Source organism: Celeribacter halophilus (assembly GCF_018860305.1).
Lineage (GTDB): Bacteria > Pseudomonadota > Alphaproteobacteria > Rhodobacterales > Rhodobacteraceae > Celeribacter > Celeribacter halophilus_A.
Map to the genome: position 1 here is coordinate 2076 of NZ_JAHKPE010000009.1, position 15146 is coordinate 17221.

Below are 15146 nucleotides of genomic sequence, written 5' to 3' on the forward strand. Positions count from 1 at the left end.
ACTTGCGGCGGTGCGACACGTAAATCTTGACCTTGCGGGCTTCGGCGCGACCAACCGGATGACCGGTCCCAGCCCTTCCAAGACATTCGTGCCGGGCGCAGCATGACGAAGGGCATACACTGGGAGGGCGGATTGCGGACCTTTGCGGCAGGTGCGACCTGAGTTGAACAACTTAAGAAGGCGGACACTCTGGCCTTCGATTCAATGTTCCCGATGTGCAACCGCAACTCTTGACGTGTGTCGCCCAAAAATCGACATACTTCAGTGTTAGCTTTGAGAAACGTTGCTCCCTTCTTTGTGGGTTTCTACATATAAAAATTGATGCAGCATGGTCTACATCTGACGAGGGAGTGATTATGGCGTTCATATCAGAAGTGAACTTTCGTGGCTCCGGCGCTGCAAATTCAGGAGAGTTTGTTGAGATCACGCTTGGCCCCGGCGATGATCCCGCCGACTTTGTTGTTTCGGTTTATGATGATGACGGAACCTTGCATACTGGTGCCGGGTTAGCTGAGGGGGAAGTTAATCTTGGTGACCTAACCACCGGTATAACGACGCACCCAGACAATGATGACTACACCATCTACACCATCAAGATAGGGCTGCGTAACGCTGTAAGTGATGCCAATGAAGGTAGCGGAATTGCGTTAACAAATGTCGATACTGATACGGTAATCAGCTTCTATAGTGCTGATAATATTTCTGCCTTCACCGCGAGCGAAGGTGCGGCGGAAGGCGCAACCTCTGAATCTATTTTGGAACATACGGATGTTGTGGATGGGGAAAGCTATCATTGGGACATATTCGGCAACCTCACCTATGAAACAATCAGTTCTAATGACTCCGCTTTATGCCTAGCTGGTGATACGCGCGTCCACACAGAAAGCGGCGCATTGCAGGCACAAGACCTGAACGTAGGTGACATGGTTTGGACCGCCGACCATGGTTTTCAGCCGATTCAGTGGCTTGGGAAGACTGTGCTTTCAGCAGAATATCTGAAAACAAATCCAAAGCAGCAACCGATCACACTGACGAAAGACAGCTTGGCCCCCGGCGTTCCGCAGTCGGATCTAACTGTTTCAAGACAACATCGTGTATTGATCTCATCGCCTGTTGCCCAACGTATGACAGGCAAATTTGAAGTCTTAGTCCCAGCCGTGAAATTGCTAGATGTAGTGGGTATCGAGTTGAGTGTTCCCAGCGACGGCGTCACGCTTGTACATATCCTTTTTGAACGGCACGAATTGATCGCCGCAGAAGGTGCGTTAGTCGAAAGCCTGATGGTAACGGATCACGTCAATTCGAAGATCCATGGTGTAGATTTAGGTGACAGAAAGATTGACGTGCCAGCTCGCCTGATTGTCGATAAAAAAAGAGCAAAGCAACTTGTGTCGCGTATTGTCAAAAACCAGCGGCCACTATTCGAGCCCAGAAAGCGGCATAATTTTAGAATGCTTGTTGCATAGAAGTTATCATCGTAACCGATGAGTGCCTTGCCACTACCGCCGATATCCTACGTTCCGTCCTCAGGATCGGATCGGTTGCCAGCACGATGCTACTCGCAAAAATGCCTGAACTCGGTCAGATCAATGGCAAGCTGTCAATCGCAGAGTAAAAAGGGACCAGATCGCGGCGTAAAATGGGTCCGCTGAGTTCACAGGTATTCTGCGCGATGGACGAATGGCCGGTTCGGTGAATCTGCGCTGCGGCGTGGCCGAGCCCCGCCAAGGTCGGCTCTGGGCCGTTCGCCCCATCAAGGTGACCCGCTGACCACGACTTTGCAAATGTCTCTATCTGCACGTTGCTGCCCTTAGGGCATGGCGCGGCAAGAGCTAACGTGCAAGCGGGGATGCCAGTGTCGGGTTTTCACAGTACGAACCAATGATCGCGCACCTTCAGAGGATGTCTGCAAACCGCCGTTTGGCCTGCGCCTGATCCGAGGCTCGAAGTTCGTGGACCGGCTGGGAGCGGTCAACTGCTGCGCGCTTCCTGAACGGCATTTTGGGGCCGAAATTTACATATCTATCATTGTGCCCGGCCGAGAGATCCATTTTCCTCGCCAGACGGACGTAGCTAGTTTGCAACAAAATGACCTCCCGCCACTACTCCCAACTTTCATCCATGAAGCGTTTCATGTCAAAGTCTGGATCTGGTGGCCTCATGCGTCCAACCTGCTCCTGAAGTGACCGCAGACGCTTGCGCAGGTCTTCTTTGACCTTCAAGCGGTAGAGTTCGCGAAGCAACACCGCCCTTAGGTGGTCATTGTACACATCAGACGACACGTTCACCTCGGCCATCCGCAACAGCAGAGACTTCAAGCGTTCGACTTCATCATCCATTGCTGATGCTCCTTGCGACAACCTCATGCTCTGCAACTTGCGATCGCTCGTAGACGCGAACGTGTCGGCCACGGCAGGTGACTGTCGGGACCCCTTCCCTATCCAGCCGCCGCGCCAAATGTATTGGGGCAACCCGCGCCGACGTGGCAAGCTGTCCAAGCGTGAGAAAACGCGTCTCAAATTCCCGAATACTGGATTGGGTTATCAGGGAATGACGATGATTGGTATCTGCGTTGAGGCGTTTCGCGTGACCAAGGTAACCCGCATCCCGCAGCGCCCGAATGGCTCCGACCCCTATTTTCAGGTAGGCTGCGGTTTCCAGCGGCGTAAGGTCTCGCGTGGCGGTCGGGGTGTCGCACACACCAACGTCCACATCTTGCGGCACATAGATCGCCTGAAGTCCTATCGCGTCTGCCCCCCGGACAAAACCGCCGACCCTGCCCTCCCGCCAGAGAGTGATCAGACGAACCAGTCCAATGCGCTGATTTTGGCAATGATCACGAAGCGGAAGGAAGGCCCCGACATCGGGCAGCTCAGGCAAGGCAGCCACTTCTGCTAAAAGCCGGTCCACATCCTCAGCGAGGACATAGCGCAGCGCGGTTCCAAACCGGATCGAGCGCAATATCCCCCTTTCGATCAGCCCCTTCACCTGCGTCGGAAGCACATTCAATGCTACTGCCGTGGATTTGAGATTTCGCAGCCCACCCCAGAAGTTAATCGCCCTGGACAACTGATCAGGCGTTGTTTCCGTCAGCGCTGCGGACGGTGCCTCAGAGAGATTATCAACGTGACTGATCAGCCGCTTAAGGAACCCCACACTAAGCCCTGACTGTTCACGGGCCGTTTCAAATGACATGCGTTGAACGGCTGGCACCGGCCTACCCAACACGCGTTTCTTGGGTTTCATCGTGTAGTTTCGGACTGCAAACGCATGGACGCTATCAACGATGGACTTGACCTCCGCGTCACCATGCGCGGCTCGTATCCAGGAATAAAATGGCCCAAGGTCTGTCGAGAAATAAGAACGCCGAGCGCCGGGTCGAGATTTCAGCCCCTCCATGCACACCATCAAACTGTCTGGACCAGCGGATAGAACGCTAAGCCCCTCCGCGCAGAACTCACGTTCTAGATCGGAATTGGTAGTTTCAGGACTTGAAAGGGGCGATCCACAGATCGCGGCTCCAAGACTCAAGCAAGCGCCATGCAATTGACTAAGCTCTAGCTCGCCTAGCCAATCGCGCCGCGGACCATGGGTGATCCTCTGCCTCACGTACACCTCGAATGCGGTAGGAGCAATTTTCGGGCCCGCATCTGCAGCCTTTTTCACAGCGTCGCTGTACCGGGCAATCTGAGCGACGACGTCGTAGGTTTCGTGTGAGGTTCCAGCACGTGGGAGCTCAACAAGAGGCACCTTGTGGTGTTCACAGCCGTGCAAACACATGACGTTCCATTCCAGAAGCTGATGTGCACCATGGCGTCCGTCTTTTTCTAGCGCCTGTTCGATACAGACTGGACAGACCCGCGTCGCCGTGCGTCGAAAGACACCAGTGCTGCTTCGGGTCAGCCCGACCCGGTAGCGTCCGATCCCGATCTTTTCCGGATTCCATTGCTTCAGGTTCGCGAGCTTGAGCCCTGCTACATCGGCGAGTCCGGACAACTGGTCTGGATATCCAGAGCAGAGGAACGGCCACCTCAGCCCCAAATCCGAGCATAGGTTCCGAGGAGAGATCGCGTTTCTCGCCGCGATCCGCGAAACGATGCTTGCCGGGGTTTCACCGGCAAAGGGCGCAACAGTCAACCCGAGTTGTCGTTCATGTATCTCAGCGTCACGCATCATCACCCCCGTCATCAAAGCACTGCCGCGGATTGATCCGAGTGAAGTCCTCAGCAAGAAACGGGTTGAGCCCCGGCATGGCCGCGGTTCGCATGAAGTAGACCTCCGAAAAGTGGCGTTTGCAAAGGCTTGCTTCCAAGCCATCGGAGCGAAGCGCGCGTGTCAGCGCTTCGACGATGAACTGCGCCAAGAGGCCAAACTCGTAATCTGCCGCGTGCATCAGCCTCGAAGCGAACTCCGTCGTTCTCACATCATCATCGCACTGCACCTTCGCCCTGTCACAGTAGCGCGCCACGAGGCCAAGGACCTGATCCTGCCCCGCGAATTGCGACAGGCGTTCGATTTCTATCGGGTACATCCGACGTGCTAACTGTGCATCCTGATTGATGATTGATTTGAGGCCCGGCATTCCAGTCAAAAGCAAGCCAACCGGCCACTGACTATTTTCCATCAGGGACTTAAGCGTATTGACGATGGCCTGCCGCTCCTTGTCGGTCTGGTGCTGAGCCAGATCCTGTGCCTCGTCCATGTGCATGAAGAGGGTTTTCCGCAACTTAAACTGCTGTTTCACGAGCCCCCAGATAACTGCCGCCGACCGATCGCGGACAAGCGGGTAACCAGCAGCATGGAGCGCCGCCGTCGCCACGAACTTCATCGTGGCTGGAGATGGCACCTTGAGGCCGACCATCTCGTTGATGCCGTCCGGGCCATCACAGACCAATCGGTTCTGGTAACGCCGCCTCAACTCTCGGATCGCCGTCGTCTTCCCCGCCCCTGAGCGACCGACAAGGACGATGCCTCTGAGATCGGATACGATGCCCTCGTCGAGATCTGCACGCCGCTGTTCGAGAAGTTGGTCGAAATATTCGTCGAGGCGATCATAGGCCATGGTCGGGACATAAGCGGCCCGAATGTCTTGAATGACCTGGCGGACTTCAGGGTTACTCTTGTTCACCTTCATCGCTGAACCTCCATTCGGGTTGGGGATCTTCGGGCAGCTCGGGCTGGCCTGGGGCATCGTCAACCGGGGATGAGCCCTCGATGCTTGTCCCCTCTGATGTAGCAATTTCGGAGAGCCTGCCGGTTAGGCTTGCCGTCCCTACAACAGAAGGTTTCTCTCTGACCTCGCCGGGGACGACTCCGAAACTCAGGCCGTAGAAGCTTTCGTGCTCTGCTCTGCGAATATCTTTCGCGGAAACGGTAAGTGGACCAATCTGGCGCCATGCGCGTTGGTGATCATCGATTTGCTTGATGCGTTCGAGTGCCGCGTCGACGATTTCAATATGGAGGCGTGCGGCAGCCTTGTTCGACCGTCGCAGCTCCCGGATCATCGCCTCCCAAACGGCTAGCGAACTACCACGCGCATTCGGCAAGCCAGCCGGGATTGTATGCCATGCATCGTCGAACCATGCAGAGACGTATCCCATGTCCTCAGGGTCTATGCGTAGATCGATCTGTTGCGCACCGCGACGCTGGAAAAAAGTTGCAAGATTGCGACTGGTGTAGGCAATGCCGCAGACCAGTACGCCGTGCCGACCAAGCTGACGTTTCAGAGGAATACCAAGGAAATGGCGCAAGACATGGGCTGACTTGGCAGGGCTATGTCCGTAGAACCCCATTAACCGGCCCCAGGTATCGGCGGGCGTAGCATACTCCAAGCCACGATGCTCTCGATGGTGGTAGATATCGACGACGAAACGGACCAGTACCTCTACGATGCTGTCCGCAGTATGAACCACATATTTGTCAGAAGGATAGTCGCCGCGTTCCTGCGGATTGCTAAATGTTCTGCCGGTCAGAAACTGCATTAGCTCGGTGCCGAATGTACGAAAGACGCGTTCAATGCGGCCACGCAGCTTGGGCACGCCGGCTGGCAGCACTTCATACCCGATCCCAAGGTCCGTGAGCGCGGCCTTGAAGTCCGCGTTGACAAACGAACTTCCGTTATCCACGGCCACGTTGAAAATGTGGCCGTGCTCGCTCCACTCCTTCTTGCACCCAAGCTGTTTCGATATCTCGCTCTTGTTCCGCATAGCCAACCATAAGGTTGCCAATGCTGTCTCGACGTGAGACTCTGTTCTGCTCATCTTTATGGCCAAGATTACTCTCGTCGCCGCGTCGATGGCGACGCAGACCCAGAAGCGCCCTTTCCGAAGTTCATCGAACTTCGGCTCGCTTACGTCGACTCCAGATTCCTCCAACAGGGCGATGAGGTCGATCAGCCACTCGTCCATTTCGATGCGCTGCAAAGGCGCTTCGATCTCGAGGCCCTGACCGTAAGGTCCCAACTTGTTCTTAGCCACAGCTACCCCTTCTCGGGCCGCGCAGACCTCGAACTGATCGAGATCTGAAATGCGTCGTCGTACCGTGTTTTCGGAAACCTCCCGCTCCGGCAGTTGGCCGCTGAACGCAAGCGACTTGTTCAATTCTCGAATAACTCGATTTGCCTCATCCGCGATGTGCGGAATATGGACGCGGCCTGGATGCAAATATGTCTTGATCGCCGTTTGCATGGCACTCTCGACCTGAGGCGAGACCCGCTTGGCATTAGCGCCGTTGAACCGGCTTTTCTTGACGAAACACATGGGATCATGTGTTTTCTGCCACTCCCGTACCCAGGCCATAAGAGCTGTCCGGCCCGGATGCTTCATGGCGAGGAGCTTTCCAAGCTCTGCCCCATCCTGACCAAGGCGTATCTGCTCCAGAATCTTGGCCTCGACGCGCTTACCCAATTCGGGGAGGAATGCGACGCAGCGGTCATTGGAGCGGCTTACTTCACCATCTGCTTCCGCATCGAGAAAGCACTTAACGTAAACCTGCTTGCGGAAAATCTGAGCCTTTTCGGCTGCGCCCATCCGGCTGATAAGCGCGCTGCCCGCCAAGGCTCGGCGGGCAGCTTGCGCACCAGAAAAATACCCGTACTCAATGGATGCCTTGCACTCATCAATCATGCGTTTGACATCAGCGTGGCTGAAACAAAGGAGTTCCGAGCTGCCGTCCAAAGGACGCAGTTCCAGCGTGCTATCCGAGACGGCACAGACCACATGCACGGTGCTACCAGCGACCAGCGCATCTGATTTGTTGATGCGTAGCCTGACTGCCATTAGCCCACCTCCGGCATTGAGAGTATGCTGGCCTCGGTCACGGGAAGGGACAGGTTCGTCATGGCGATCCCGTCGAAAACCGCCTTGAAGCCTGCACGGAATGCCCTCCCCTGTAGGCCGGCCGCAGCGACGACCTGCCCCAGAGACGTTTCACAGTTCATGCCTCGGAGTATCTGCTGAACCACCACGTCAGCTTCGACATCCTCAGTTTGCCGGAACATATGAAGCAACTCTGCATTGCGCACTTCCGCCGCGGAGAAGCTACTGTCCATGACGAGTAGCGCGTCGTCGGCGAACTGCTTCGCAGTCTGTGCCTTGATCAGCGCAAACTCTCGGTCAAACCCATTTCGTTCGGCCAACGCACCCGGCTTGACGGCAATCGCGATCTTTTTCCCGTCTTCTAACGTGACAAGATAATCGAAGGTGTGAGATGTGGCCTTGCCCACCTGGTTTCGATAGGTGATCTGCGGCGGCTGATCCCAGATATTGACGACAGTTCTCTGCGACAGCAGCACCAAGAGGCACTTCCGCTCAAGGTCGCTTTCAAAGATGAGCTGCCGCCAGGCCGCACTGGCACGTAGTTGTGCGATCACGAACCCACGTCCGCTCGCCCGCGATCGTGCCGGAAACATCCGCGTCGCGCGGGTTCGCTCCGGCGGGACATAAGACCCCTCGAAATCATCATCATACATTGGCTTATTTACCCTGCACCGAAGGCATGCCTCTCGGTGCAACGGGTTCCTCTTTCATTGAGACAAGAGGCCCCGGCCCACAGAATCCACTGCACGCTTGACCGGGGCCGAAAGTTGAGTCATGAATGAGGTGTATCTGGCTTCAACTTGATACACCTAAAGGGCCTCTGGAGCTGTAACTCCGAGGCCTTTTGCTTTTTCTAGGCCATGATTGCTCCTTCTTCTTGGAAGTCGGGAAACAAATCCTCCGGCGATGCGCCCACGGCCAAAGCCAGTGCTTTTTCAATGCGCTGAGATCGGCACATCCGCTTGCCGACCAATGTCAGCGCGGAGTCGCTGACCCCAAGATCGCGCGAGATCTGCGCCAGTGAGGTTCCACGAATCCTGAGTTCCGCTTTCAGACGCTCATGGGCGTCCAGATCTGCCTTTGTCGGGGTGCGCAATGGGGCGATCTCCAGATTATATGAGTGTAAAATGAGACGAATTCACACCCCAGCTAAGGAACTCCACCCGAAGCAGTCAACCTCTCAAGACACTGGATTAAAACAAAAAATTATCCGGACCGATTGGCCCGCACGGACCAATCGGTCCACCTACCTTAAATTATTGACCACTGAGACACTTTCTCAGTTAAGGTTCCTGAGTCGCCTTTTAAGGCTCAATCTTTGGATCAAGGGCTTTGGCCAACTCGGACAAACATTACGAATCGATTGCTAGACAGATAGGTGCGGCCAATCTATTGGCACTTCGTACATCTACCGGCATGAGCCAGCCACATTTCGCGGCGGTCATCGGTTTGTCAGACCGCGCACTACGTCGCTACGAGCGTGGAGAGCGTGAGCTTCCTCAAAGGACACGGCTTGCGATCATCCAAGCGTTCAAGATCGATCCGTTGGCGAGCGATCAGTTAGCCGCAGAGCTTGGATTTGCAGCCACAGACCTCTCATCCCGTCCGATAGGCCAAAAAACGAAGGATGGAAATTTCTGGAAATCGTTGAGAAGAGAAAGCCAGGACTTCAGAAAGCGAAACTATTCACCGCTCGGACAGCTTTTTCTAAAGATCCGTGACGAAGTTTATTTCTGCGCGACGATTTATTTCATGATGCAGAACATCGCCTTGGCCTTCAACCTCCCCTTCGGTTTCGAAATTAATGGCGTCGACTGGATGTTTTTAGGCTCCTTCGGGGTGATCTTGCTCCTGCTCCCATCCGTCGTCGCAGAGTTGCCCATACTAAAGGCGTCACAGTACATTCTCAGGAATTCTAAGGCGCGCATGTCGCCGTGACGCAACAGCATGCATAACGCAGAAGGGGCGGAAACCGGACCTTTGTTGCATCTGCAAACATCTTTTTGCAGATCGGTAAAAGCGGTCAATCGAGCCCCTGAAAGCCTAACCAACCATGCTGCGCCAGCCATCAAGGTCAGCTATGCGCAGATACCCAGCATTGATTACTGGCGCAAAACATGACTGCTTTCAACAATTCCCTACTAAGATTTATTTGCTCATCGCCTGCATCGTATTAAAAATTAGTCAACAGGTTGGGCTCACTGCTTTCTAAGTTTAAGCTAAACATCTCAAAGCGCTATTCTGAATCTATATCTGTCCGCGCGATAGGAAATCTCAGCAAATTCGATCGCAAGACGACTGGCCGAAAACGCAGTCCGCCGAGCGATAAGAACTGGCTCTCCGGGATCAATTTCGAGAATTCGGCTGAGTTCGTTCGCTGCAAGACTAGCCTCGATATACTCGACACCACCGGTAATGCGGATGCCGGCATTTTCCGCGATCCAGTCATAGAGGGAGCCTGATCCAAGCAGTTCGTCGGAAGGTGGCGCGACGCCACTGAAGATGTCGGGCCGCAGATATGAATCACTCATTCCGATAACCCGTCCATTGGCTCTCAGAAGCCGTTTTAGATGAAATGGCGCATCTCCGGCAGGAATGCCAAGGGCCTGACTGGCCTCTGGTGGCGCGCTTGAAAACCCGGCGGAGATCACATCGTAGCTAGCTGTCAGACCGCGCGCCTGCATGTCCTCGGAAAATCCGCGAATTTTCCGCCGCTCGGTGTCTATCTTTCGGTCAATGACGGTCGTGCCGTGTCCGGCGACCCGCGAGATAAGCCCTTCCGACACGAGTTGCTGCATAGCAGCTCGGGACGTCGTTCGACTTACGCCGAAATGTGCGTTGATTTCCGCCTCCGTGGGAAGCGAGGCGCCGGATGGAAATTCGCCGCTATCAATAGCATCACGGAAAATTCCAGCAATCCGGGCCCAAAGCGGCCCCTCGCGCGTGTCAAGAGTGTGCTCCGACCACATACCAGTCTCCAAAGAAATAAATGTAGCTACATTTAATCATTTCGCAGGTTCATGTCTATCGCACAAGTCAGGCATGTATTGGGGCGTCGGCGTTGGGAGAGACAACCATTTCCGCTTAATGTGTTCGCGTTTGGGTATATTTTATTCGATAAATTCGACTGAAGGCCTCCCCGCGGCTGTATCTGCTTGACTTAAAAGTCATTACAAATAATCAAATGTAATAACAAATGGAGGGGCTATGAACAGGATACTATTTGTAGGTGACATCAGCTGGGATATGTCATTCATGACCCCGCATGTGCCTGAGCCTGACGAAAAGGTTCACGTCAAAAACTATATCGAGGGCCTCGGCGGCGTCGCTTGCAACACAGCTATGGCAGCTGCCAAGGCTGGTGCAGATGTAACGTTCTTTGGCGTCTGCGGTACGGACATCTTATCTCGCGCTGCAACCGAAGCGCTAGAGGCCAGTGGCGCGAAAACCAGTCTCGCCTCGCGTGCTGGATCGATTTGCCGTGTGGTCACCATGATTGAAGCGCACGGCGAAAAACGTCTCCTGCTCTATCCCGGTGTATCGCTCTACCCTGCAGAAGAAGACCTAGAACTCATCGACTGGACCGAGGTCGGTCATGTGCATACAGCTATATATGGTTTGGCGGGCTGGGACCTCATTACGCAGGCCCGGCAGCGTGGCGCGTCTTGGTCACTCGATCTCGAGCCATCGACCTTCAGTAACGGTCTTGCAGTGCTCGACTACGCCATTAATGGAGCAATGACGCTATTCGTCAACGAACGTGCCGCAGCGGCCCTCGGCAACGACCCCGTGAACACTTTGCTCGGTATGGGGGCCCGCAGTGTCGTTCGGACATGCGGCGCGGCGGGGGCCATCTGGACCGACGGGCAGAATACCTTCAGCGCTGCCTGCCCCGATGGGAGCACTATCTTGGACACCACTGGCGCCGGCGACTGCCTCGCGGGGTGGTTTCTGGCCGGCATTACGCGACACGGCGACCCTGAGCTCGCGCTTCAGGATGCCGTGCTCGCCGCAACACTTTCCTGCTCTGCCTTCGGCGCCCAGGCGGGCTGCCCTACGCAACAAGACTTAGAAGAAAAGAAAGGAACTTTTCAATCATGAACGCACCTATAGTGATGCCTTCCAAGGGCGATACACTCGGTCAGCTCTTCGACGTGCGCAAGCCGATCATCGGAGTTGTCCACCTCGCGGCGCTTCCCGGAGCGCCACGCTACGATGGGACTCCCGTGCGCGAAATCTATGCCAAGGGGGTCGCAGACGCCAAGACGCTGACCCAAGGTGGCGTCGACGGCATCATGATCGAGAACGCGGGCGACATGCCGTTCTCGCGTCCCGAAGATATAGGCATGGAGACCGTGGCCTGTCTGACATCCGCCTGCGAGGAAATCCGCACTGCCGTGGAGACGCCGATCGGCATCTGCTGTGTCGCAAACGGCGCAATTCCCGGTCTCGCGGTCGCCAAGGCAGTCGGCGCAAAATGGGTACGGGTGAACCAGTGGGCCAACGCCTATGTGGCGAATGAAGGCATCCTGAACGGGGCTGCGGCGAAGGCGTTGCGCTACCGCGCGACGATTGGCGCGGCTGACGTGAAGATCCTCGCCGATGTACACGTCAAGTTCGGAGCGCATGCCATCACCGCAGACCGCACGATCACCGAACAGGCCACCGATGCCGAATGGTTCGACGCGGATGTGTTGATCGCCACCGGCCAGCGCACCGGCTCACCGACCCAGCCCGAAGAAGTCGATCAGGTCCGCGCGGGCACCCACCTTCCGGTGATCGTGGGCTCTGGCCTTAATCCCGAACAAATCCCGAAACTTATGGACGTAGCAGATGGTGCCATCGTCGGCCAATGGCTCAAAAAAGACAGCTTATGGTGGAACCCAGTCGATGCGGGCCGCGTAGAGCGTCTTATGACGGCAATGCGGGAGGCACGCAGGCAATGAGCGCGCTCACCGGAGATACTGACGTTTTTACCGCTGAAACAGAGGGCGCGCCACGGGCCTGCATCGTCTTCACGGGCACACGTCAGGACGTGCTTCCTGGCATTTATACCGAGGAGCATCGCGTGGCCATTCTCGCGGTGCTGGTCGATCTGGAGGCCGAGGGCTGGGTGCTGAACCAACGCCGTGTATTCGACCCGAAGGAGCCCACAACGGCTATGGGGCTCGACACGGGTTTCACCCATGCCCATGACATCGCGGGCGTTTTCGAGGCTCCAAGCCTTGACGCAGCCCTCGCAGGCACGGTCCGCCTCGAAAAGGCGGGTTGGGCGCGTGCGTTCAAGACCGAGTGGATGATTGGCCTGCGTGAATTCGCTCCTGTCGTTGGCAAGAGGGCGCATTCGGATCACGGTTGGGCGTTCATGGCTCTTTGGGAGTGGAATGATCAATGGTGCGAAGCGACACCTTTGGAGCGCGACGAATACGACCTCGAATGTGACATCGCCTTCAAGGGCGACCTCGACCACGAGGTAAATATCTCTGGCCGAATGCGTCTCGATATAGCGCATGGCTGGCACCACCTTGGCTACTGGGAAATCGCCGGACCGGACGTTGCCGACTGCGCGATCCGAGGTCATGAGACGGTCGCCGATTTTAAGTTCACCACATCACGACACATTGTCGGGCGCATTCTGCCGCTGAGCACCCTGATCGCACCGAAACATGACAACGGAAAGGCCGCCCATGTCTGAAAACATGTCAAAAAACACCGCCCAGCCCTGTGCATGGATCCATTACGCGCGACCGCGACCGCACTGGTACCTTGTCAACGACATTGAACAAGCAAAGCTCAAAGCGGATTGGGCCGCCGTCGAAGTCAAGGCGCGCGTAAACGGTGGCATCTGCACCGGCACCTACCACATTCGCGGTCAGCATGATTTTGAGACGGTATCCGTATGGATCTTCCCGACATCTCTGGCGGCCTATGAGCATTGGCAGGCGCTTGTCGAGGCTCGCTACTCCGAATTCTTCGCATTTACCAACAACATCGGCCTTGAGCTGGAAGGCAGCAACGATGTCTGAGCCCATTCTCGAAGCCTCCGGAATTACGCGCACATTTGGCCATGTTCAGGCCCTGCGTGGCGTCGATTTTAAAGTCATGCCGAGCGAGATCGTCGCCCTGATCGGCGACAACGGCGCGGGCAAGTCTACCCTCGTAAAAATTCTCTCCGGCGCGGATCGCCCCGACGGCGGAGAGATCCTTCTGAACGGCAAGCCTGTCAGTTTCGGCTCTCCATCGGATGCGCAGGACGCAGGCATCGCAACAGTCTATCAGGATCTCGCCCTTGCGCCAGACCTGCCTCCTGCAGAGAACCTCTTCCTCGGTCGGGAGCGCGTAAAGTTGGGGTTGGCAGGCAAACTCGGCTTTCTGGATCGGCAAGCCATGCGCGATGAAAGCGCCAAGGTCTTTGAAAGTCTGGGGGTAAACCTCAAGTCTCACCGAGTCTCCGTTGATACGCTTTCGGGCGGTCAACGCCAGTCGGTCGCCATCGCTCGCGCGGCCATGTGGGCGGAAAAAATCGTCTTCCTCGACGAACCTACAGCGGCGCTCGGCGTGGTCCAGACACAGCGCGTTCTGGAGCTGGCTAAGCGAGTACGCGACAGCGGGACCTCGGTCGTCCTCATCAGCCACAACATGCCACAGGTCCTCGAAATTGCAGACCGCGTCCATGTCCTCCGGCTGGGCGAATCCGTGGCCAACCTCACCCCCGCAGAATCCTCCGTGGACGACCTCGTCCGTGAGATGACAAGCGGGACCAAAGAAGGATTCACCGCATGAGCACATTAGATGCAAAGCTCCCGCTGGAGAGCCGTGAAGAAAAGATGCTGCGTTTTCTCGCCTCAGGCTGGATCTTCCTCCTACTTATCGGCCTGATTGCAATCTTTGCCATCTTGCGCCCGCAGCAATTCGCCTCAAGTTACAACCTACAACAGCTCACCATCAATGCAGCAATCATTCTTGTTCTGTCCATCGGGCAGACATATGTGGTCATTTCCAACGGGATCGACCTCTCTGTGGGCTCAGTCCTAGTGTTCTGCTCGGTCGTCTCTGCACAGGTCATGCTCATATTGTCAGGCGAGCCCGGCACGACCTTCGGCACCACATCTGCCGGGTGGGGGGTGGTCCTACTTGGAACGGTGGCGGCTATCTTCACTGGCATCGTCTGGGGTGTGCTGAACGGCTTCCTTGTCGCGGTTGCCAAAATCCCGGCACTGATCGTGACACTCGGCACCATGGGCATGGCGCTTGGCGGCGCACAGATACTCTCCGGCGGCACCGACGTGCGCGCCATGCCGGAACTGCTCGTGGCGCACGTCGGTTCGGGCCGCATTCTCGGCATCCCCGTCCTCGTACTTATTGCCGCAGTGACCGTGATAATCGCCGGTCTCGTCCTGCACCTGACGCGTTTTGGCCTGCACACTTATGCGACCGGCTCCAACATGGAAGGCGCGCGTCGCTCCGGTATCAACGTGGTTCGCCAAACCATCGCGGTGTTCGTCGTTTCCGGTGCCATGGCAGGCATCGCCGCTGTGATGGCCAATGCACGTTTTGCGACCACGACAATCAACGGGCACGCCATGGACAACCTCACGACCATCTCGGCGGTCGTTTTGGGCGGCACCTCGCTCTTTGGTGGCCTTGGTTCCGTCTTTGGAACTGTGGTGGGGGTCTTCATCCCGATCATCTTGCTCAACGGATTCGTCATCCTTGGAATCCCACCCTTCTGGCAAACTGTTGCCATGGGGGCGGTGCTGATCCTTGCCGTCTGGATCGATCAACTCAAACGACGGCTTCGAAAGCGTGGCTGAACTGCGCTCTTCCTCC

15 protein-coding genes are annotated in these 15146 nt (G+C 56.2%); 8 read left to right on the forward strand and 7 right to left on the reverse strand.

Annotation, left to right across the window (positions count from 1 at the left end; translation table 11 throughout):
* Positions 1–356: 356 nt before the first annotated feature.
* Positions 357–1466: a Hint domain-containing protein gene (locus KO492_RS00800; RefSeq protein WP_216043232.1), complete on the forward strand. Its 1110-nt coding sequence runs from the start codon at positions 357–359 to the stop codon at positions 1464–1466.
* 636 nt (positions 1467–2102) lie between these two features.
* Here KO492_RS00800 and KO492_RS00805 read toward each other — a convergent pair.
* The 6 genes from KO492_RS00805 to KO492_RS00830 form a co-directional block, all read right to left on the reverse strand.
* Entirely contained in the window at positions 2103–2339 is a 237-nt protein-coding gene (locus tag KO492_RS00805; protein ID WP_216043233.1) for a hypothetical protein, read from the reverse strand.
* Entirely contained in the window at positions 2332–4188 is a 1857-nt protein-coding gene (locus tag KO492_RS00810; RefSeq protein WP_216043234.1) for a TniQ family protein, read from the reverse strand. Before KO492_RS00810 ends, KO492_RS00805 begins: the two co-directional genes overlap by 8 nt.
* Entirely contained in the window at positions 4166–5134 is a 969-nt protein-coding gene (locus tag KO492_RS00815) for an ATP-binding protein (RefSeq protein ID WP_216043235.1), read from the reverse strand. Before KO492_RS00815 ends, KO492_RS00810 begins: the two co-directional genes overlap by 23 nt.
* The gene (locus KO492_RS00820; RefSeq protein WP_216043236.1) at positions 5115–7277 is read right to left on the reverse strand and encodes a DDE-type integrase/transposase/recombinase; all 2163 of its coding nucleotides are present in this window, start codon (positions 7275–7277) and stop codon (positions 5115–5117) included. The genes KO492_RS00815 and KO492_RS00820 overlap by 20 nt, the downstream gene beginning before the upstream one ends.
* The gene (locus KO492_RS00825) at positions 7277–7969 is read right to left on the reverse strand and encodes a TnsA endonuclease N-terminal domain-containing protein (RefSeq protein ID WP_216043237.1); all 693 of its coding nucleotides are present in this window, start codon (positions 7967–7969) and stop codon (positions 7277–7279) included. Before KO492_RS00825 ends, KO492_RS00820 begins: the two co-directional genes overlap by 1 nt.
* 200 nt (positions 7970–8169) lie before the next feature.
* Positions 8170–8412, reverse strand: a complete 243-nt coding sequence (locus KO492_RS00830; protein ID WP_216043238.1) for a helix-turn-helix domain-containing protein — start codon at positions 8410–8412, stop codon at positions 8170–8172.
* A 236-nt stretch (positions 8413–8648) separates the two neighbouring features.
* On the opposite strand from KO492_RS00830, the gene KO492_RS00835 reads away from it, so the two are divergent.
* Positions 8649–9254, forward strand: coding sequence for a helix-turn-helix domain-containing protein (locus KO492_RS00835; protein WP_216043239.1), 606 nt, complete (start codon positions 8649–8651; stop codon positions 9252–9254).
* A gap of 290 nt (positions 9255–9544) precedes the next feature.
* Here KO492_RS00835 and KO492_RS00840 read toward each other — a convergent pair whose 3' ends face one another.
* The gene (locus KO492_RS00840; RefSeq protein ID WP_216043240.1) at positions 9545–10285 is read right to left on the reverse strand and encodes a GntR family transcriptional regulator; all 741 of its coding nucleotides are present in this window, start codon (positions 10283–10285) and stop codon (positions 9545–9547) included.
* A gap of 238 nt (positions 10286–10523) precedes the next feature.
* Here KO492_RS00840 and KO492_RS00845 point away from each other — a divergent pair, with 238 nt between their 5' ends.
* The 6 genes from KO492_RS00845 to KO492_RS00870 are packed head-to-tail and all read left to right on the forward strand — an operon-like array spanning position 10524 to position 15130.
* Positions 10524–11417: a carbohydrate kinase family protein gene (locus tag KO492_RS00845; RefSeq protein WP_216043241.1), complete on the forward strand. Its 894-nt coding sequence runs from the start codon at positions 10524–10526 to the stop codon at positions 11415–11417.
* Positions 11414–12262: a BtpA/SgcQ family protein gene (locus KO492_RS00850; RefSeq protein WP_216043242.1), complete on the forward strand. Its 849-nt coding sequence runs from the start codon at positions 11414–11416 to the stop codon at positions 12260–12262. Before KO492_RS00845 ends, KO492_RS00850 begins: the two co-directional genes overlap by 4 nt.
* On the forward strand, positions 12259–13011 hold the full coding sequence (locus KO492_RS00855) for a hypothetical protein (protein WP_216043243.1): 753 nt from the start codon (positions 12259–12261) through the stop codon (positions 13009–13011). Before KO492_RS00850 ends, KO492_RS00855 begins: the two co-directional genes overlap by 4 nt.
* Positions 13004–13342, forward strand: coding sequence for a hypothetical protein (locus KO492_RS00860; RefSeq protein WP_216043244.1), 339 nt, complete (start codon positions 13004–13006; stop codon positions 13340–13342). Before KO492_RS00855 ends, KO492_RS00860 begins: the two co-directional genes overlap by 8 nt.
* Positions 13335–14099: an ATP-binding cassette domain-containing protein gene (locus KO492_RS00865; protein WP_216043245.1), complete on the forward strand. Its 765-nt coding sequence runs from the start codon at positions 13335–13337 to the stop codon at positions 14097–14099. The genes KO492_RS00860 and KO492_RS00865 overlap by 8 nt, the downstream gene beginning before the upstream one ends.
* A complete protein-coding gene (locus tag KO492_RS00870; RefSeq protein ID WP_216043246.1) occupies positions 14096–15130 on the forward strand; it encodes an ABC transporter permease in 1035 nt (344 codons plus the stop codon). The genes KO492_RS00865 and KO492_RS00870 overlap by 4 nt, the downstream gene beginning before the upstream one ends.
* The last annotated feature ends 16 nt before the right edge of the window (positions 15131–15146 follow it).